The 21,132-nt window shown below is 46.8% G+C and carries 16 protein-coding genes; 11 read left to right on the top strand and 5 right to left on the bottom strand.

Going from position 1 to position 21,132, the window contains the following annotated elements:
* Positions 1–3 precede the first annotated feature (3 nt).
* The 5 genes from BMW65_RS06675 (at position 4) to BMW65_RS06655 (ending at position 7,384) form a co-directional block, all read left to right on the top strand.
* A complete protein-coding gene (locus BMW65_RS06675; protein ID WP_218145354.1) occupies positions 4–1,059 on the top strand; it encodes a DUF6807 domain-containing protein in 1,056 nt (351 codons plus the stop codon).
* A gap of 208 nt (positions 1,060–1,267) precedes the next feature.
* Positions 1,268–2,722 carry a tagaturonate reductase gene (locus BMW65_RS06670; RefSeq protein WP_090603832.1) on the top strand — a complete coding sequence of 485 codons (1,455 nt, stop codon included), beginning with the start codon at positions 1,268–1,270 and terminating at the stop codon, positions 2,720–2,722.
* Position 2,723: 1 nt separating this feature from the next.
* Positions 2,724–4,367 carry a UxaA family hydrolase gene (locus BMW65_RS06665; protein ID WP_090603830.1) on the top strand — a complete coding sequence of 548 codons (1,644 nt, stop codon included), beginning with the start codon at positions 2,724–2,726 and terminating at the stop codon, positions 4,365–4,367.
* A 24-nt stretch (positions 4,368–4,391) separates the two neighbouring features.
* A complete protein-coding gene (gene uxaC / locus BMW65_RS06660) occupies positions 4,392–5,795 on the top strand; it encodes a glucuronate isomerase (protein WP_090603828.1) in 1,404 nt (467 codons plus the stop codon).
* Positions 5,796–5,938: 143 nt separating this feature from the next.
* Entirely contained in the window at positions 5,939–7,384 is a 1,446-nt protein-coding gene (locus BMW65_RS06655) for an MFS transporter (protein ID WP_090603826.1), read from the top strand.
* A gap of 79 nt (positions 7,385–7,463) precedes the next feature.
* On the opposite strand, the gene BMW65_RS06650 is transcribed toward BMW65_RS06655, so the two are convergent.
* Together BMW65_RS06650 and BMW65_RS06645 are read right to left on the bottom strand one after the other, a co-directional pair.
* Positions 7,464–9,239, bottom strand: coding sequence for a DEAD/DEAH box helicase (locus BMW65_RS06650; RefSeq protein ID WP_090603824.1), 1,776 nt, complete (start codon positions 9,237–9,239; stop codon positions 7,464–7,466).
* A gap of 147 nt (positions 9,240–9,386) precedes the next feature.
* Positions 9,387–10,721, bottom strand: coding sequence for an OmpA family protein (locus BMW65_RS06645; RefSeq protein ID WP_090603822.1), 1,335 nt, complete (start codon positions 10,719–10,721; stop codon positions 9,387–9,389).
* A gap of 145 nt (positions 10,722–10,866) precedes the next feature.
* Here BMW65_RS06645 and alaS point away from each other — a divergent pair, with 145 nt between their 5' ends.
* The 3 genes from alaS (at position 10,867) to BMW65_RS06630 (ending at position 15,389) form a co-directional block, all read left to right on the top strand.
* Entirely contained in the window at positions 10,867–13,512 is a 2,646-nt protein-coding gene (gene alaS, locus BMW65_RS06640; RefSeq protein WP_090603820.1) for an alanine--tRNA ligase, read from the top strand.
* On the top strand, positions 13,502–14,602 hold the full coding sequence (locus tag BMW65_RS06635) for a TlpA disulfide reductase family protein (protein WP_245747523.1): 1,101 nt from the start codon (positions 13,502–13,504) through the stop codon (positions 14,600–14,602). Before alaS ends, BMW65_RS06635 begins: the two co-directional genes overlap by 11 nt.
* 100 nt (positions 14,603–14,702) lie before the next feature.
* Entirely contained in the window at positions 14,703–15,389 is a 687-nt protein-coding gene (locus BMW65_RS06630) for a response regulator transcription factor (protein WP_090603816.1), read from the top strand.
* On the opposite strand, the gene hutH is transcribed toward BMW65_RS06630, so the two are convergent.
* Entirely contained in the window at positions 15,386–16,954 is a 1,569-nt protein-coding gene (gene hutH, locus BMW65_RS06625) for a histidine ammonia-lyase (protein WP_090603814.1), read from the bottom strand. The two genes, BMW65_RS06630 and hutH, sit on opposite strands and share 4 nt — an antisense overlap.
* A 346-nt stretch (positions 16,955–17,300) precedes the next feature.
* Here hutH and BMW65_RS06620 point away from each other — a divergent pair, with 346 nt between their 5' ends.
* The 3 genes from BMW65_RS06620 (at position 17,301) to fbp (ending at position 19,670) form a co-directional block, all read left to right on the top strand.
* Positions 17,301–18,011 (top strand): tRNA1(Val) (adenine(37)-N6)-methyltransferase, encoded by a 711-nt coding sequence (locus tag BMW65_RS06620; protein WP_090603812.1) that lies wholly within the window; start codon positions 17,301–17,303, stop codon positions 18,009–18,011.
* A gap of 23 nt (positions 18,012–18,034) precedes the next feature.
* A complete protein-coding gene (locus tag BMW65_RS06615; RefSeq protein WP_090603810.1) occupies positions 18,035–18,529 on the top strand; it encodes a metallophosphoesterase family protein in 495 nt (164 codons plus the stop codon).
* A 106-nt stretch (positions 18,530–18,635) separates the two neighbouring features.
* Positions 18,636–19,670 carry a class 1 fructose-bisphosphatase gene (fbp, locus tag BMW65_RS06610; protein ID WP_090603808.1) on the top strand — a complete coding sequence of 345 codons (1,035 nt, stop codon included), beginning with the start codon at positions 18,636–18,638 and terminating at the stop codon, positions 19,668–19,670.
* Here the strand turns inward: fbp and BMW65_RS06605 are convergent.
* Both BMW65_RS06605 and BMW65_RS06600 read right to left on the bottom strand, forming a co-directional pair.
* Positions 19,667–20,002 carry a MerR family transcriptional regulator gene (locus tag BMW65_RS06605; RefSeq protein WP_090603805.1) on the bottom strand — a complete coding sequence of 112 codons (336 nt, stop codon included), beginning with the start codon at positions 20,000–20,002 and terminating at the stop codon, positions 19,667–19,669. The genes fbp and BMW65_RS06605 overlap by 4 nt on opposite strands.
* A gap of 89 nt (positions 20,003–20,091) precedes the next feature.
* Entirely contained in the window at positions 20,092–21,060 is a 969-nt protein-coding gene (locus tag BMW65_RS06600; RefSeq protein ID WP_090603802.1) for a M23 family metallopeptidase, read from the bottom strand.
* Positions 21,061–21,132 lie beyond the last annotated feature (72 nt).

Genomic DNA, 21,132 nt, shown 5'->3' with positions numbered 1-21,132 from the left:
AGTATGATTACGGTTGCAATGGCGATGTCTTTCTTCTTCGCGGCGTGCAGCCAACAGCAAAAAGAGGCTGGACAAGACGGGCAGATCGGGAGGTTTTCTTTTGTGGAACACCCCGAGCTTAAAAGCATTGATATTTTGCTTGATGGACAGCCTTATACATCGTATTGCTATGCCGATAGCTTGAAGAAGCCGGTTTTATTCCCATTGCGTACAGCAGGCGGGCATTTTGTTACACGGGGATGGCCCGTAGCACCACGGGCCAACGAACGAACAGATCATCCCCACCACATCGGCCTTTGGTTTAACTACGGCAATGTGAATGGATTGGACTTCTGGAATAATTCCACGGCTATTCCCGCAGAAAAACAGGCGGGATACGGTAGCATCATCCATGCCGCTGTAGACAAACTGGAAAGTTCAGGCGACGAGGGTAGGCTTGAAGTGACCAAATACTGGGTGGGGCCACAGGGAGACAGTTTACTACGCGAGAAGACGCGGTATGTTTTCAACGTCGTCGATGAGCAGACAACAGCGATTGGGCTGGATATCCAATTGACCGCTTTAACCGCCGTGTCCATGGAAGACAATAAAGAAGGGGTACTGGGTATACGGGTTGCCCGGGAACTTGAACATCCTTCCGATGAGCCGGCAACATTTACCGACGCTAATGGCATTGTCACTGAAGTGACGCAAGCAAATAATGAGGGCTTGACGGGGCAATACATCAGCAGTGAGGGAGTAGTGGGAGACGAAGTGTGGGGGACGCGCGGCAAATGGGTAACGCTCAACGGTACCCTCGGAGGTGAAGATGTTGCCCTTGTCATTCTTGATCATCCGCAGAACCCCGGATTCCCGACGTATTGGCATGCTCGTGGGTATGGGTTATTCGCCGCGAATCCCTTAGGACAAAAAGAACTAAGTGGGGGGAAGGACGTATTGGACTTCAAGTTGGCCAAAGACACATCCACGCGGTTTAACTACCAGGTATTGATACACTCGGGCAGTAAGTGGGATGCCGCAACTATCAACCAATTGTTCACAACCTTCAGTGATCAGTAAATCCACAGTTATCATTATATGTTCAATTTCAATTGCGCAATCGTTACCGGTAACGATTGCGCAATTATAATGATTCAATTGTTTCGCCAGTTATTCGGTTAGCTGTAAAATTGCACCAGCAAACTTATATAGTACAGCAGACCCATGATGATTGAAAGCAAAGCCATTGGATTTGTTTACACAAAGCTCTGAAAATAAATAGGCGCGAATGAAATTATTAAATAGACGGTTAGTTAAGGTGAATTCCGGGCCAGAAAAGGTGCTTCAATTTGGCACAGGTGTGCTGCTCCGGGGACTGCCCGATTATTTCATTGATAAGGCGAACAAAATGGGGTGTTTTGATGGGCGGATAGTGGTCGTTAAATCTACTGATAATGGAAGCACGGATATGTTTACTCAACAAGAGGGGATGTATACGTTGCACGTAAATGGGATCCACCAAGGAAAAATAGTCCAGGAACATATCGTTATATCAGCGATTACCAATGTACTCTCCGCAACGGAGCAATGGGATGAAGTGCTTAGCAGGGCTGAAAATCCTGATTTGACAGTTGTCATCTCGAATACCACTGAGGTGGGTATTGCATTGGATGAACACGACGATTTATGGGCTGCTCCGCCACGTTCGTTTCCTGGTAAACTGACAGCCTTGTTATATAGGCGCTTTCACTTTTTTAATGGGGATATGGCAAAAGGATGGGTGATTTTGCCTACCGAGTTAATCAGTGACAATGGCACAAAATTGAAGTCAATCGTCTTGGATCTAGCACACATACATGGCCTGGACGATAATTTTATCGATTGGCTGGAGGCGGCAAATGACTTTTGCACAACCCTCGTGGATCGCATTGTGCCTGGCAAGCTTTCCGCGACGCAAGCGAAAGATGCAGAAATAAAATTGGGCTATCGCGATGAATTGGCCATTATGGCAGAGCCATTCCGGCTTTGGGCTATCGAATCCGATAGTGAGCGAGTGCGTGATAGGCTTTCTTTTGTGCAAGCGGATAAGGGAATGGTGCTCACACCGAATATTGTAAAATTTAAAGAACTCAAACTGCGCTTGCTGAACGGTGGCCATACCTTTTCATGCGGATTGGCAATACTTTGCGGATTTACTACCGTAAAGGAAGCCATGCAACACGAGTTGTTCGCACGTTATGTACGATTGTTGATGCAACGGGAGATTACGGATACGATAGTTGATGAACAGATTTCAGCCAACGAAGCATTTGAATTCTCTGAGCAGGTCATCGATCGTTTCAGCAATCCTTTTCTCAATCACGAATGGTTGAGTATCAGCATGAATTATACCTCAAAGATGCGGATGCGGAACGTGGCTTCATTGCAACGGTTCGTACAAAAGCACGGGGTTTCCCCTCAATATATGGCGTTGGGCTTTGCTGGTTACCTCTGTTTTATGGAAAAAAACCAAACGGTGGCTGACGAATACGGAACCGTATTAGCGGATATAAGATATGCTTATCACGGTGACGAGTTTGTGTATAGGGTGCTCGGTCAGCAAAACCTCTGGGGTATGGATTTAAATGATTTGCCTGGGTTTGCGGAAGCGGTAAACTCCTTCTTAGCACAACTCCGACAAAAGGGGGGCTTGCAAGTCATCCAGGAACTGAAAGAGAATGCCCATTTGAAAAAGGAGGCATGAAATGGACATGCGCGTATTGAAAGTGCATCCGCAGGATAACGTATTGGTAGCTTTGCAGGATCTAAAGGACGGGGAAGTCGTCGCTTATGCAGACCATGTATATCAGTTATTAGATGATGTTGCCGCGAAACACAAGTTTTTTACCACAGATTTGGAAAAGGGTGCCGCCGTGGTGATGTATGGGGTTATTGTCGGCAGGGCGACGCAAGAAGTGCATGCCGGACAATGGATGAATACGGAAAATGTAGCACATGCGACGTCGCCCTACCAGTACCGTTCCTACGACTACCGATGGACTCCGCCGGATATATCGAGATTCCAAGATCGGACATTCAATGGCTACCATCGGAATGATGGCCATGTGGGTACGGCTAATTATTGGTTGTTTATGCCTACTGTATTCTGCGAGAACCGCAATCTCGATGTCATCCGTGAGGCTTTGCATCATGAATTAGGATATGCGGTCACCGACAAATACAGCGCAAAGGCGCGGCTATTGCGTGAACTATACGAGCAAGGTGCATCACTGGTCGATGCGGAGTTGACGATTCGCGAATCGGAAGTCAACGTGGATCGCTTGTTTTCTAATGTAGACGGGATTAAGTTCCTCAATCATCAGGGGGGATGCGGGGGCACGCGTCAAGATGCCGCGGTGCTGAGCAAATTATTGGCGGCCTACGCCAATCATCCGAATGTTGCAGGCGTGACGGTATTGAGCCTGGGGTGCCAAAACTTGCAAGTGCAACAATTTTTGGATGATTTATACACATTAAACCCGAAGTTCGATAAACCATTACTCATCTTTGAACAGCAGCAATCGCGGAGTGAAGAGCAATTGATTACAGATGCCATGCACCAAACATTCCTTGGCTTGGTAGAGGCAAATAAGCTTATGCGACAACCCGCCCCGCTGAGCAAATTGACCCTAGGCGTGAAATGTGGCGCAAGTGACGGATTTAGCGGTATCTCAGCCAATCCTGCTGTCGGATATGCGGCCGACCTGCTTGTTGCTTTGGGGGGTACGGTATTATTGGCTGAGTTTCCAGAGTTGTGCGGTGCCGAGCAGAACCTGCTTGACCGGATGCCGGATGAGGCGTCGGCACTTAAATTTATTTCCTTGATGCAAGCTTATGGGGCTGCTGCTGAGCAGGCGGGGTCGGGCTTCCACATGAACCCCTCGCCAGGAAACATCAAGGATGGATTGATCACCGATGCCATCAAGAGCAATGGTGCCGCAAAAAAAGGAGGCACTTCGCCCGTGGTGGATGTACTTGATTATACAGAGCGGGCTACCAAACCGGGATTGAACCTGGTATGTACACCGGGAAACGATGTAGAGGCAACAACGGGCAAAGCAGCCAGCGGGGCTACACTGATTGTGTTTACTACGGGGTTAGGTACCCCTACAGGCAATCCAATATGCCCTGTCATTAAAGTGGCTACAAACAGTTTACTGGCGCAACGGATGGCCGATATCATCGACATTGATTGCGGCCCTATTATAGCTGGGGTGCAGACCATCGAAGAGATGGGAGCAGGTATATTGGAATATTGCATACGTGCGGCTTCAGGAGAAGTGGTGCCAAAAGCTGTAATGCTTAATCAAGATGATTTTATTCCATGGAAGCGCGGTGTCTCTTTGTGATTAGTGAATAACGAACTTAACGATATGAAAACTTTTTTGGACGAACATTTTCTTTTAAATACAAAAACTGCTCAGGCGCTATACCATGGCTACGCCGCTGACATGCCCATCATCGACTACCATTGCCATTTGCCACCCCGGCAGATTGCTGAAAACACAGGTTTCGAAAATATTACCCAAGTGTGGCTCAATGGTGACCATTATAAATGGCGGGCAATGCGTACGAACGGCGTAGACGAAAGCTATATTACCGGTAATAAGCCCGATCGGGAAAAATTCCGTAAGTGGGCAGAAACTGTGCCTTATACCATGCGGAATCCGTTGTATCATTGGACACACTTGGAATTACAGCGTTATTTTGGCATAGCGGAGCTGTTAAATCCAACTACGGCGGATCGGATATTTGACGAAACTCAGGAGAAGCTTCAATCTTCAGAATACCACGTTCGTGCATTGTTACAGCGCATGAATGTGAAAATCATTTGCACGACGGACGATCCAACGGATCCACTGGATTTTCATCAGCAATTGCGTGATGAAGCCTATGAAATTGCGGTTTACCCCGCATTTCGTCCCGATGCGGGAATGAATCTCAGTGATCCGCATAAGTTTAGAAGCTACGTGACTATGTTGGAACAGGTATCTGGCACACCGATTTCCGGCTTGGCAGATTATTATAAAGCCTTAAAATCCCGCCATGATTTCTTTGCATCGATGGGCTGTAGGGTGTCAGATCACGGGTTGGAGGAGATATACGTCGAAGATTATACCGACGCGGAGATTGAACACATTTTTGCGCAGGCTTTGGCTGGAAAGCCGATATCGGGCAAAGAACATCGGAAATTCAGGTCGGCCATGCTGCTGTTGTTTGCACAATGGGATGCAGAGAAGGGATGGGTACAGCAGTTTCACTTAGGGGCATTGCGCAATAATAATTCACGCATGTCGCACAAACTTGGGCCAGATACAGGCTGGGATTCTATTGGCGATTTTGCGCATGGTCAAGCGCTTTCGAAGTTCTTAGATCGGCTTGATAGTCGCGATCAGTTGGCCAAGACCATTCTTTACAACCTTAATCCGGCGGATAATGAGTTGATGGCCACCATGATTGGCAATTTCAACGATGGATCCGTGGCGGGCAAAATACAATTTGGCTCGGCTTGGTGGTTCCTTGATCAAAAAGAAGGTATGACCAGGCAACTAAATGCTTTGTCCAATATGGGATTATTGAGCCGTTTTGTAGGTATGCTCACCGATTCGCGGAGCTTTCTCTCCTTTCCGAGGCATGAATACTTTCGGCGGTTATTGTGTGATCTCTTCGGTACCGAAATAGAAAATGGTGAATTACCAAACGATTTGGAATGGATTGGTCAAATTATCCAAGATATCTGTTATAACAATGCGCATCGATATTTTGGCTGGAAATAGCTGATGGCCGCTACGCTCAGGAATACGAAAACGATTTCGAAGAATTTCCATGTAAAAAAGATTAGTAGTCGGGAACTCTTTCTATATTTGGTTTTTGTAAACGTTTACACCTTTATAAATCTAATCATTTTAAAACGTTAATTATGTCTGCTTCCCCCCCGATGACTAACTACCGCTGGAGTATATGTGCCCTGCTTTTTTTCGCCACGACGATCAATTACTTGGATAGGCAGGTATTATCGCTTACTTGGACCGATTTTATTGTGCCCGAATTTCATTGGCGAAACAGCGATTATGGTAATATTACGGCAGTTTTTTCCATTGTTTATGCCGGTTCGATGTTGTTTGCGGGGAGGTTGGTTGACTGGCTGGATACCAAGCGCGGGTTTTTATGGGCCATTGGGGTTTGGTCGGTGGGGGCATGTATACACGCTTATTGCGGCATAGCCACAGCCGGCATTCTGACGGGGAATTGGCTTGTTGGTTTCGGGGAAGCAAAAGAGCTTATTGGTACAGTAGGGGATATTAGCCGTGTCGTATCGGTAAGTGTTACGTTATTCATTTTCGCCCGTATTGTCCTTGCAATCGGGGAGGCGGGCAATTTTCCTGCTGCCATTAAAGCTACTGCGGAATATTTTCCGAAAAAAGATCGTGGATTTGCCACGAGTATTTTCAATGCCGGGGCGACGGTTGGTGCATTGGCTGCACCGGTAACCATTCCCTTTATTGCAGCGGCTTACGGTTGGGAAGCTTCGTTTATCATCATCGGGGCACTGGGCTTTGTATGGATGGGGTTTTGGATATTCATGTATAAGAAGCCCCATCTGCATTCAAGGGTTAGTTCGGCCGAACTGGCTTATATTCAACAAGATGATGTAATGGTGAAGGTTGAACAGTCTGATCCGTTGGTGACGCCAAGGAAAATGTCCTTTATTCAGGCGTTTGGCTATAGGCAAACTTGGGCGTTTGCTGCTGGCAAATTTATGACAGATGGCGTTTGGTGGTTTTTCCTTTTCTGGACACCGGCTTACCTCAGCTCTGTATACAACCTGGACTCTACGGAAAGTGCCCTATATATCTTCGTGCTTTATGCACTTACGTTGCTTTCCATCATAGGTGGGTGGCTTCCGACTTATTTTGTCGAAAAGAAGGGCATGAATCCTTACGCCGGCCGAATGAAAGCCATGCTGATTTTTGCATTTTTTCCTTTACTGACCTTATTGGCCCAACCGTTGGGAAGTATATCGGTATGGGTTCCTGTGATCATTATCGGTATTGCCGGCGCTGCCCATCAATCCTGGTCTGCAAATATTTTCTCGACGATTGGGGATATGTTTCCCAAATCCAGCGTAGCTACCATTACCGGTATCGGTGGGATGGCAGGCGGTGTCAGTTCATTTTTAATCAATAAGGGGTCGGGCGTGCTTTTTGATTACGCGGCGGATACCAACATGAAATTCATGGGATTTGAAGGTATCGAGTCGGGTTACTTTATTATATTCTCCATTTGTGCGGTAGCATACCTCATCGGATGGTTGATTATGAAATCGTTGGTGCCCACTTATTCCCCCATTACAGATATTGAATAAGGGTATTTGCAAACGCGGGATAAAAAAAATCCCTGACACAACGTGTCAAGGATTTTTTTTATCCCGTTTGCAGGGCGGTTTACCAACGGCTTTTTTCGCGCCGTTTTCCACCGAAATCGCGGAAACCTCCGCCATCACGCCTTTTGCGTCCGCCATCACCGTTATTGCCATTGCCATTACGGAATGATCGGCCTCGTTTTTCGTCCCGGCTTTCTCCACGGCCTTCCCCAGCGCTTTCCACACGTACTGTACGTCCGTTGAAATCAATGTTTTGGAAGCCCTTGAATACTTTATCTACCGATGAATTTTCAACTTCGAAAAAGGTATACACCCCTTTGAGGTCTATTTTGCCAATAGCTTTTCCACTGATACTCGTGGTATTGCAGATATAGCCCAATATATCGCCTCGGGTAAAGTCGTCCACAGAGCCGAGGTTGATAAACAGCCGGGTGTAATCCGATTTATATCCATCACGGCCGAAACGATCTGTTTTTCCCTTGCTGCGTTCGCTGCCACGCGCTTCGTGGGCATCCACATTGAGATCCGGCGCATTTTGGTAGTATTCCAAAAACCGATTGAACTCCAGGGAGGCAAAACGCTTAATGATTTCTTCTTTACTCAAATCAGCAAAACTTTCCATGATTTTCGGCAAGTACCGATCGATGTGATCATCGTTTACGGCGACCTCATGTACCTTGTTGATCAAAGCAAAGAGCTGCTTTTCAACAACGGCGTCACCTTTCGGTACTTCCATTTTAACGAATGATTTGCCGATAACCTTTTCGATTTGGCGGATTTTGCCAAGTTCTTTCAGGTTTACCAATGAAATGGAAATACCCGTTTTGCCGGCGCGGGCCGTACGGCCGCTACGGTGGGTGTAGTTTTCAATTTCGTCGGGCAGGGAAAAGTTAATCACATGGGTTACATCATTCACATCGATACCACGTGCCGCTACGTCAGTAGCAATCAGCAACTGTAGGCTGCGCTCTCGGTAGCGTTTCATTACTTTATCGCGTTGTTGTTGCGAAAGATCGCCATGTAGCGAATCAGCATTGTAGCCGTCCTTGATGAGTGCTTCGGCGATTTCTTGCGTTTCTACTTTAGTACGACAGAATACGATGCCAAAAATCTCAGGGTTCGAATCCACAATGCGCTTGAAAGCAGCATACTTATCACGGGCACGTATCACATAATAGTGATGCTCGATATTGGCATTACCGCTGTTTTTGGTTCCCACGGTCAGTTCAAACGGATCGGTCATGTAATTCTTAGCGATCCGCCGCACCTCGGCGGGCATGGTGGCTGAAAACAGCCAAGTTTTTTTCTCGTCCGGGGTAGTGGACAGGATATTGTTGATGTCTTCCTGAAAGCCCATGTTGAGCATTTCGTCAGCTTCATCCAATACGACGTACCTTACGTTGGAGAAATCGATGGCGTCACGGCCGATGATGTCGAGCATGCGGCCGGGTGTGGCCACTACAATTTGTACACCACGACGGATTTGCCGCAATTGGTCGCTGATACTTGCACCGCCATAAACGGCGACAACATGTACATTCGGAATGTTTTTGGCAAATTTTTCGATGTCTTTGGCAATCTGCAAACACAACTCACGGGTAGGGCATAGTATCAGCGCCTGTGGGTGTTTCTGCGAAAAGTCCAACAATTCTAATAATGGCAGACCAAATGCTGCGGTTTTGCCGGTACCAGTTTGGGCTAATCCGACAAAATCGTTGCTGCCTGTCAAAAGTACGGGAACGGCTTGTTCCTGAATGGGAGTGGGTTTCTCGAACCCTAACTCTGTGATGGCATTAACAATATCATGACGGATTCCCAGTTCAATAAATGGGTTCATGAATATTATATGTACAATAGGCACTATTGCCTAAGGCGGTGCAAAGGTACGGTTAATAAATTGAAATTCAAAATTTAAATCAGAGATCGAAATCGGGAGCTATAGCGCTTTCTCTTCGCACTCCCGACTTCGGTCTCTGCCTCCTTATTAATATAATGTAAACTCGACCCGACGGTTTTGTTGCCGTCCTTCTGCGGTATTGTTGCTTGCGATGGGTTGTGATGGACCGTATCCGGTGGCTTCAATGCGTGACGGGTTGGCTCCTTTGCTGACCAAGTAGGCTTTCACCGCCTCGGCGCGATCTTTCGAAAGGCGCATATTCGTTTGCATGGAACCGGTGTTGTCCGTATGGCCAGCCAGTTTGAGACTGAAGTTTTTCTCAATCAATAGTGCTGCGACTTTATTGAGGCTTGCGTGGGATGATGGACGAATCGTGGCTTTGCCTAAGTCAAACTCTAGGTTTTGAATTGCTTCATCCACCACGCGACGGTCCTCTTCGGTAACGACTACTTGTTGTACCACGGGCGTCTTCGGTTCCGGTAATGGACATCCCGCACCATCTACTTTGGTATTTTCAGGGGTATCCGGGCATTTGTCATACCGGTTGGCTACGCCATCTCCGTCATCATCGCCAAGGTCGGCATACAACCGCTCGATTTGCGATTGCATTTTCGCGTTTGCCGCTTGTTGTGCCTCCAAGGCTTCCCGCTGCGCTTCTCTTTGTGCCACCAATTCGTCATACTGCGCTGTGTATTCTTTTTGCATACCCGACACCGGATTGCTGTTGGCCAAGAATGGTTTGGATTTATTGCCCAACGCAAATTCGACGCCTGCATGGGCGTAAGAGAAAATGTCTTTCGAACCACCTCCGCGTACTCCATCAAAGGCGGTTGACTGTACCAAACTCATCCGGTAGCCCAAATCGATGTTGATATCCGGCGCAACGGCAAACTTCAATCCTAAGCCCGCCGGTACAAAAAGCTCAGTGGTCGAGTCATACGTCCTTGTAACGCCGTTGATTTCAGTGGTTGGCTCAAAAGCCAGTGCGCCTAGGCCGACATTCAAATAGGGTTTGATAAGTCCTTGGTGATGCCGCCAGTTGATGTTGGCTAAGGTGACATGTGCGGATAGCGCTACGGACCAGGGTAGCTTGGTCTCAAAGGAATTGTTGTTGTCTTTGTAGGCACCGGCAACTTTTCCACCCAGGTATTCCGCTTGGATGCCAAAACCCGGAAGAATTTGCCGTTTCACGTATACACCGTATCCGAAGTTGTGCTCCACTTTATCAAATCTACGACGGATGCCAATGAGGTTGGATTGATTTAAAAGCCCTCCATGTACACCAATAGACCACGTCCGGTACTCAGATTCCGGAGCAAAGGGTTTTACGTCATTGACAGCGGGGGCTTGGGCAACAAGTTGGTTAGCGGCGAGGATACTTGCTGCTGCAAGTAAGCCTGCTTTCTTTACGTTCATTTTCATGTTTGGTAATTCGTTATGCGATAGTTGTGATTTTTGAAAGCGACTGTGCAATTAGCTTGCCAGTTTTGTGTCTACAATAGCTACAAATTGTATAAACAGGCAATTTTGACTAAGTTTGCGGAAAATATCAAACGCATTTTTTCAAATGACAAGCAGGGAAATCCGTGAAGCATTTTTGACTTTTTTCAGAAATAAAGGCCATCAAGTCGTGCCGTCAGCTCCAGTAGTCATCAAAAACGACCCCACGCTGATGTTTACCAATGCTGGCATGAACCAGTTCAAGGACATTTTTTTGGGGGAGGCGCAAGCGCAATATCCCCGGGTGGCGGATACCCAACGTTGTTTGCGTGTATCCGGCAAACATAACGATTTGGAAGAAGTGGGGATAGATACGTATCACCATACCTTGTTTGAGATGCTCGGCAATTGGAGTTTTGGCGATTATTTCAAGAAAGAGGCCATCACGTGGAGCTGGGAACTCCTTACCGAAGTGTATAAGCTTGATAAGGATAGGTTGTATGTGACCATTTTTGAGGGCGATGCCATAGATGGCTTACCCAAAGATGAAGAAGCGCATGGCTTTTGGAAAGCGGTGATTCCCGAGGATCGGATTCTTTTGGGCAACAAAAAAGATAACTTCTGGGAAATGGGAGACATGGGCCCTTGTGGGCCCTGTTCGGAAATCCACGTGGATTGCCGGCCTAACGCCGAGCGTATGGCGGTAGATGGCAGGACGCTGGTCAACGCCGACCATCCACAGGTTATCGAAATCTGGAACCTGGTATTTATGCAGTTCAACCGGCAAAAGGATGGCTCGCTGAAGCCGCTTCCGGCTAAGCATGTGGATACCGGCATGGGCTTTGAGCGCCTTGTACGCATTATCCAGGGCAAGGCTTCCAATTACGACACGGATGTGTTTCAGCCCCTTATCAGCTACATCGCAGCGCGAGCAGGGATAGCTTATGGTGACAATGAACAAACGGATATTGCAATGCGGGTAATGGCCGACCATATCCGTGCCATCAGCTTTACCATCGCTGATGGGCAGCTACCATCCAATAATAAAGCGGGTTATGTCATTCGTCGTATCCTGCGGAGGGCCGTGCGGTATGCCTATACGTTTCTGCACTTCAAGGATCCGTTTTTGCATGAGTTGGTGCCTTTGCTGGCCAAACAATTCGAGGGCGTATTCGATGAATTAATTTTGCAGCAGGAGTTTGTGCAGAAAGTGGTGCTGGAGGAAGAGCAATCCTTCCTGCGTACGTTGGTCACAGGGGTGCAACGTTTTGAAAGTTATGTGGCTTCAAACCAGGCAATAACTGGGGACTTTGCTTTTGAATTGTATGATACGTTTGGTTTTCCCATAGATTTGACCGAACTGCTTGCCCGGGAAAAGAAGTTGAATGTAGATATGTTGGGCTTTCAGCGGGCATTGGAAGCGCAGAAAAACCGTTCCCGAGCCGCCACGGCCGTTGATACCGGCGACTGGGTTGTCCTGCGCGGAGGAGATAGCGTGGAGTTCGTTGGGTATGACCAGCTTGTATGCGATACAGAGATCCTGAAATACCGGAAGGTTAGTGCAAAGGGTACTGATCAATATCAGGTAGTACTTGCCAAAACACCCTTTTACGCTGAAGGAGGCGGGCAGGTGGGCGATACTGGAGTACTGGTGGCTACTGATACCGGTGAACAGCTCGTCATCACGGATACCAAGAAGGAACATGGATTGATTGTGCATTTTACCCCGCACTTGCCCAAGGAATTGCCACGCGCCGTTGTAGCTCGGGTGGATGCGGCCAAACGCCGTGAGACAGAAAGCAACCACTCCGCTACCCACTTGTTGCACGCAGCACTCAAACAAGTGCTGGGTAACCACGTGAACCAGAAAGGATCGTTGGTCAATGCGGACTACCTGCGGTTTGATTTTTCGCACTTTGCCAAAGTCAGTGATGACGAGCTGTTGCAGATCGAACGCATCGTCAATGCCAAGATTCGGGAAAATATCCCCCTTAAAGAAGAACGTGACGTGCCCTTCCAGCAAGCCATCGATGCCGGGGTAACGGCATTATTCGGTGAAAAATACGGCGACCGGGTGCGGGTAATTACCTTTGATGATAAATTTTCCAAAGAGCTGTGTGGGGGCACACATGTGCGTGCTACCGGACAGATCGGTTTTTTCAAAATCGTGACCGAGAGTGCCGTGGCTGCCGGTGTGAGGCGGATAGAAGCGATTACCGGGAGCCATGCGGAGCAATTTATCCATGAGCAGGTCGATATTGTCAATAAGTTTAAGGAGTTGCTCAACAATCCAAAGGATTTTGTCAAAGCATTGACGAAGGTAGTCGATGAAAATAGCTTACTGAGAAAGGAAATAGAGCGTGCGGTGGCAGAACGTGCGCTCAGCATGAAGCAGGATTTGGCGGCAAAGCTGGAGCATATCAATGGGGTTAACTTCCTGTCCCAAAAAATTGATGTACCCAATGCTGACGCTGCGAAAACCTTGGCCTACGCATTGAAAGGATCGATAGACAACCTTTTTCTTGTATTTGGTACAGCAATTGGCGAGAAGCCGGGACTTACCGTCGTTATTTCCGACAATTTGGTCGACGAACGTGGTTGGAATGCAAGTGCGATTGTGCGGGAACTGGCCAAGGAAATACAAGGAGGTGGTGGTGGACAGCCATTTTATGCGACGGCTGGAGGCAAGGATATAAACGGCTTGGACAGGGCGTTGACCAAGGCGAGGAGTTATATAGGTGATTATACTAAGGTTATTGAAGATGATGAGTAGAATGGTAATCCTATTGGGATGGATAAGCTTACTTTTTTCGGCCTGTGCCGGCAATGAAGAATTTACGATTGACGGACAGGTAGCTAATGCCGGAAATATCAAGACCGTATTGCTTTATGAAGGCGATCGGAAATTGGATTCGGTATTTCTCAATGAGCGGGGATCGTTCAAATTCCATCGCACGGCATCACATCCCCGGTTGCTTACGTTAGAAGCCGGCAACAACAGGTACCACCTTATCCTTCAAAATGGCGATCGGTTGACCTTCCGTGCCGACCTCATGCAAGAAAACGACGCTTATGAAATTTCGGGTTCGCCACTGTCAGAAAAAATCAAAAGTTTTGCCGGCACGATTGCCGAAAAGGAACGTTTTCAGGCGGAGTTGGAGAAGTCTTTTGCAAGCCAGGCGGTGGGGCTGGATGATACCGCATTAATGAACCTCAGGCAACAATTTCTCCCAGAATACCGCAAACGTATGGAGCAATATACGGAAGCTGCGGTACAGTTCGCCAATCAGCATGATGATTTAGCCGGGTTTTATGCCATGAGCACCCTGGATCCGGAGCTCGCTGAAGTGGAATTGATAGCCTACGCCGATCGCATTGCCGGACGGTGGGAAGACAATGCGCGTGTGCGGCAATTTTCTGAAGAAATGGCGCGTTTGAAACGCTTGGCCGTCGGACAGCCTGCGCCTGATTTCGAATCGCTTACGCCGAATAATCAACCGGTGAAGTTATCGGATTTTAAAGGTAAGTATACGCTGGTGGATTTCTGGGCATCGTGGTGCGTACCTTGCCGTGAAGAAAATCCCAACATCCTTAAACAGTACCACACCTATAAAGATAAGGGATTTACCATTTTAGGTGTATCGTTGGATGGCAATCCAGGAGCTTGGATGCGTGCCATCCGAGACGATGGATTGGAATGGACGCAGGTTTCAGACTTACAGCAATGGGGGAGTGAAGTGGTGGGATTGTACCGGATACAGGCTATTCCGACCTCCTATTTGCTCGATCCACAGGGCACCATCATTGCTAAGAATTTAAGAGGGGCCGACCTCGAAACTTTCTTGAAGAAAACATTGGATTAGTGCTTCTTTAGTGTTAAAGCAGGGGTGTGTTTAACGATTTATTAATATTGGTTTAACCATTATTTGTCATTAAGTACATACTTTAGCAAAAAATAACACCATGAGTACCGCAAAACAAAAGATATTGGTGGTAGACGATGAACCGGATATCGTAGAGTTAATTGCTTATAATCTCAAGCGCGAAGGCTATCAAGTTTATACGGCGTCCAATGGACAAGAAGCTGTCACCACAGCAAAGAAGATCATGCCGGATTTGATCATCCTCGATGTCATGATGCCCAAGATGGACGGTATTGAGGCCTGTCGCATCATGCGGGCCATGCCGGAGTTCAAAAGCACATTTATGGTCTTTTTGACGGCCCGTAGCGAAGAATATTCGGAGATCGCAGGCTTCAATGTAGGGGCTGATGACTATATCGCCAAGCCCATTAAGCCTCGTGCCCTGTTGAGCCGTATCAATGCCATCCTCCGGCGCAACGCGCAGAGTGAGGAGCTCCCAAATGAAAAATTGGAAATTGCTAATCTTGTTATCGATCGGGAAGCGTTTTTAGTGTTCAAAAACGGGGAAAAGATTGTGCTGGCCAAAAAAGAATTTGAATTGCTCTATTTGCTGGCGTCCAAGCCCGGTAAAGTGTACACAAGAGAAGTTATCCTGAAAAACATTTGGGAAGATTCGGTGGTTGTGACCAACCGCACCATTGATGTTCACATCCGTAAACTTCGGGAAAAAATTGGCGAGAATTATGTCTCTACGGTCAAAGGCGTTGGATACAAGTTCGAAGCTTAGCCTATACTGAAGGCATCATAAATCGTTTTATTGAGGTGATAGCCGTAATTTTCGGCTGCTTCGTTTGCTTTGCGCACGAATGAACCACTGCTGATTAGCTGATGTAGCTTTTTGATATCATAGGAAAAAATACGATCACTATTGACAAAAGGCACTTTGGTTCTTACGAGCTCATGGCAAGATTCCAATACTTCGGAGGATTTGAGCGGACGCCGAAAATCCATTGCTTGCGCTGCATACAATAGTTCTATTGCCAGGATGTATTCGAGGTTGTCTATGACTTTATTCAATTTACGTCCGCTGATGGATCCCATAGATACGTGATCTTCTTGCCCCAGCGAGGTGGGGATGCTATCTGCACTGGCTGGAAAACACAGGCTTTTATTCTCTGAAGCCAAAGCTGCGGTTGTGTATTGCGGTATCATGAACCCGGAATTTAACCCAGCATCCTGGATGAGTAATTTGGGTAGTCCATAGCGCCCTTCGATAATGAGGTAGCTCCGACGGTCAGCTATATTGCCTAATTCAGCTGCCGCTACCGTAGCATAGTCAAGGGCAATTGCTAAGGGCTGTCCATGAAAATTTCCGCCGCTGATGGCTTCCTGTGCCCCTAAGACAATGGGATTGTCTGTCACAGCATTAATTTCTATTTCGGTAAGTTCTTTGAGATGAAGCCATGCGGTACGTGATGCCCCGTGTACCTGGGGCATACAGCGCAAAGAGTAAGGGTCTTGTACACGGCCGCAATCCGGATGCGAATTGGCAATTTCGGATTTGTGAAGCAGCTCCCAAAGGCGATGGGCTACCAATTGGTTGCCGGGGAAGGGCCGGATTTGATGCAGGCGGGCATCAAATGGTTTGTAAGAACCCATCAGCCCTTCAAGGGACATGGCACCGATAATGTCGGCAGCTTCTAGTGCATTATGCATCCGGTACAACGCATGGACTGCGTGGGCTGCAATGAATTGTGTGCCATTAATCAAGGCCAACCCCTCCTTCGGGCCGAGTTGGAGCGGCAACATTCCCTGCGCCCTTAATGCTTCTTCGGCAGACATGATATAGCCTTGGTAGTATACCTCGCCAAGGCCGATAAGTGGCAAGAAAAGATGAGAAAGTGGCGCAAGATCGCCCGAAGCACCAACGGATCCCTGTTCGGGAACAACGGGAATGATGTTTTGTTCAACCATCCAAATGATGCGTTCAAGTGTACGCAGCCGTATGCCAGAATACCCCTGTGCCAGCGATTGTACTTTGATAACCATCATGGTTTTTGCAATATCCTTGGAAAGCGTATTGCCCACGCCTACCGCATGGCTTTTGAGGAGATTGTGCTGCAGCTTAGTGGTATCCTCAGCCGAGATGATGGTATCACATAATGGGCCGAATCCGGTATTGATGCCATAGACCACCTCATTTTGGGATACGATGCTGTCCACAAATGTAGCAGATTGGTCAATCTTGTGCCTGGCTTTGGCAGACAATGTTCCATGCAATTCACCGCGTGTGAGTGCCATGGCAGTTCCTATGGTTAGCTTATCCGTGCCGTATCGAAAATTTTTCATCATTAGTTTATCCCGTTATAATCATTCCTACCTGTCGTACGACGGTCCTGCCAGCGTTGTAGGCGGGCACTTTTTTTGACATTTGCTCAGATGAATCTTTGTTTTGGAATCGTCTGCCCCTCGGCAAACCACCGGATGGAAACCTGCAATGTGCATGTTATTTTTTTGATAGCGATCAATTGTTTTCAGATAGAAGAAAAATAAGCCTAAGATTTACAAAATCCATAATCAGCATGCAAGCGTCTATACAATGTTAGAAACTATCCATGACTTTATCAAATAAATAATGCATACTCCGCTCGCTGCGGCGAGCTTGCTTTGAAATATTCTACTAACTTTGGAGATCTGTATGGCTGTATTCAGGTTTAAGCGGTTTGCCATTGATCAGACAGGGTGTGCTATGAAAATCAATACCGATGGCGTATTATTAGGTGCCATGGCCACTGTCCCTAATCCGATGCGCGTGTTAGATATTGGAACAGGTACCGGCGTTATTGCTTTAATGCTTGCCCAACGGTTTCCTTCAGCCACAATTGATGCGATAGAAATTGATCCCATAGCTGCCGATGCCGCACGAAAGAATTTCATTGCTTCTTCTTACGCCGCACGGACTACGGCATATGCCGTGGCATTGGAGGATTTTGAACCCACTGGATCGTATGATTTAATTGTGTCTAACCCGCCCTTTTTTTTGCATTCACTTAAGAATACTGATGCGCGCAAGCAACTGGCCAGGCATACCGATATGACCTTTTTTACAGCATTATTAATGCGATCGGCCCGTTGGCTCAGCCATGAGGGAAGTTTGCAGCTTATCCTCCCTACTTTGTTGGCAGGGCAGGTAAGGGCCAAAGTATCAACAGAATGCCAGCTAATTATGCAGGGCGAAAAATATATCCGTTCTTTTGGGTCGGCACCGGTGATACGCCATTTGTTGGCCATCGGTAAAATGCCTCATGCGGGAATATGGGACAAACAGGATTTTATAATTTATGAAGACAAAGGCGTCTATAGTGGCGCATACCGTAAGTTACTGGAAGACTTTTTCCTGGCATTTTAGGAATTCTTATATTAGCAGCCAGTATGACCAAGATTGGATTGCTTTCAGATACACACGGCTACCTCGACGATGCGATATTCCGGCATTTTGAATCTTGCGATGAAATCTGGCATGCCGGCGATTTCGGAAACATTGCCATAGCGGATACGTTGGCTGCTTTCAAACCCTTAAAGGGCGTATATGGGAATATCGATGGACAGGATATCCGCACTGTCTATCCGGAAAACTTACGGTTTACTTGTGAGGCGGTGGATGTGTGGATGACCCATATAGGAGGATATCCAGGACACTATACCCCATTGGTAAGGGATACCATCTACCGCCACCCTCCTAAGCTTTTTATCTGTGGCCATTCGCACATCCTTAAAGTGTTGTATGACCAAAAGTTACAATGCCTTCACCTCAATCCGGGCGCTGCGGGAAAACAAGGTTGGCATAAGGTTCGCACGCTTTTACGATTTAGCATCAATGATAATCGTATTGAGCAATTAGAGGTTATCGAACTAGCAGGAAGGTAAAGGATAGTTTTACACTAAGATATTTTTAAATCTTTGTTTTGTTGGTTTTTGGTCTATATTTTTGTGGTGTATGAAATAATATTAATACACTAACTGATTTCATTTTATGACCACAGTGACTACCCTGGGACAATTCATTATTGAAAAACAAGCGGACTTTCCTTATGCCAAAGGGGAGTTATCAAGGCTGCTGCGCGACATTGGTATTGCGGCAAAGATTGTGAATCGAGAGGTCAACAAAGCCGGCCTCGTTGATATCCTCGGCGACAATGGTACGACCAACATACAGGGGGAAGGGCAGAAAAAACTGGACGTGTATGCTGATGAGCAGTTCATCTCGGCATTGCGTAGCGGCGGTGAGTGCTGCGTGGTCGCTTCCGAAGAGCACGGTGATTGTATTTTTATCCATTCGGAGATATCAAAAAACGCAAAATACATTGTCTGCATTGATCCATTAGACGGTTCATCTAATATCGATGTAAATGTGTCTGTGGGAACCATTTTTTCGATTTATAGACGCACGACTACCGAAGGACCTGTGCAGTTAAAAGAAGTCCTTCAGCAAGGTGTCTGCCAAGTGGCGGCGGGATATGTGGTTTATGGTTCTTCGGCAATGTTGGTATATACCACGGGCAAAGGTGTAAATGGCTTCACGCTTGACCCTTCAATCGGTGAATTTTGCCTGTCCCACCCCAATATGCAAATTCCGCGCAATGGCGTGATTTATTCCATCAATGAGGGCAACTATATTAAATTCCCACAAGGTGTAAAGGACTATATTAAATATTGCCAAGTGGAAGACCAGATCACCCAACGGCCGTTTATTTCGCGTTACGTTGGTTCGATGGTTGCCGATATCCATCGCAATTTGATTAAAGGAGGGATTTTTCTTTATCCCACCACTTCATCACACCCGAAAGGTAAACTAAGATTGATGTATGAATGCAATCCGTTGGCATTTATTGTTGAACAGGCGGGAGGAAAGGCTACCGACGGATATTGCCGGATACTTGGCATTCAACCGGAATCGTTGCATCAACGTACACCGATCTTTATTGGGAGTACTGAAATGGTCGAAAAAGTTGAAGAATTTATCCGATTATCATCGGAGCAAAAGCAGCCGATTGGCGTAAATGATTAAAGGCTATCCCGTACTTCCAGCAAAAAAGCTTTCAACCGTTGGAGTGAGTCAATAACCCGTTGGTTTTCGCGTGCTTCACCCTTGTTGTTTTTCAGGTAGTCGCGAGCGCCTTGAAGGGTATACCCCTTGTCTTTGACCAAGTTGAAGATAATTTTTAAATTGGCAACATCTTCAGGGGTGAACAGTCGGTTGCCCTTTTTGTTTTTCTTGGGCTGTATGATGTCAAACTCACGCTCATAAAACCGTATCTGGGATGCATTGACACCGAACATGGTCGTCACTTCGCCCATTGTGTAATAAAGTTTAGTTATTTCGCGCTCTTTATATGGCATGTATTAAGAAGAGAAATGAAACAGTCCTTCTTGCAAAGATACAATTACACCCGAATTTTTACACAAACCCGGTATTTTTTTTGCGCAGGTTAATCAAAGGATTGGTTTTCCTGTGATGCTGCTTCCAAAATGGCCACATATTCAGTAGGCGTAAGGTCGTTGTAAATAAAGTTGATGGGGTTTACAGGCTGGTTATTTTTGTGTACTTCGTAATGCAGATGGGGGCCTGTTGAAGTGCCTGTATTCCCTACATAGCCGATGAGGTCGCCACGTTTCACCTGTTGGCCAGCCTTTACTGCAAAACGGCTCATGTGGCCGTAAAGCGTCTTATAGTTGTATCCATGATTGATAACAATGCGACGTCCATAACCCCCGTCAATGCCTACTGATTCTACTTTGCCGTTGCCAGTGGCATATATCGGTGTGCCCACCGGCGCTGTGAAATCGATTCCGGCGTGCATTTTTCGGATTTTGTAAATGGGGTGTATACGTATGCCAAAACCCGAGACGCCGGCTCGGGTTTTTCGGCTGTCCACAGGCTGGATAGCGGGGATACTTGCCATCATCTCTGCTTTGGATTTGGCCATTTCCGTTAAATCATCGTATGATTTGGACTGTACGTATAACGCTTTGGATATATAGTCGAGTTTTTTGGCTGTTTCGACCATGAGGTCAGAATTGCTAAAATGTTCCAGGCTTTTATAACGATTTACACCTCCGAAACCTGCCTTGCGGACATCGGGGTCAATGGGATCTGCTTCGAAGATGATGCGATAGATGTTGTCATCCCGATGTTGCATATTTTCCAATGCAGCGTCAATTTGTTTTAGGCGTTCCTGCATGATGTTATATTGCAGTGCCATTTGATCTACTTCCCGTTTGAGTTGTTTTTCCTTCGGAGAATCGATAACGGTAAAACCTACATAAAGCAAAGCTATTCCACATGCAAAGGAACTGGTGAAAAACCCAAGAACTCGTAGTGCCAAGGTTTTAGTGGTTGTTTTTACTTTCTCATACTTCAGCGTATGTGAATTGTAATGGTACTTCGTTTTCGCCATTCGCATTGTTTCGATTAGTCCTATAATGGGTTATACGGAGCTCGGTAACAAAGGTACTTAGTTTGAACGACG

The organism is Parapedobacter koreensis (assembly GCF_900109365.1).
GTDB classification, from domain to species: domain Bacteria; phylum Bacteroidota; class Bacteroidia; order Sphingobacteriales; family Sphingobacteriaceae; genus Parapedobacter; species Parapedobacter koreensis.
Note: the sequence above shows the minus strand (reverse complement) of the source record. Positions and strands in the feature narration are given on the sequence as shown.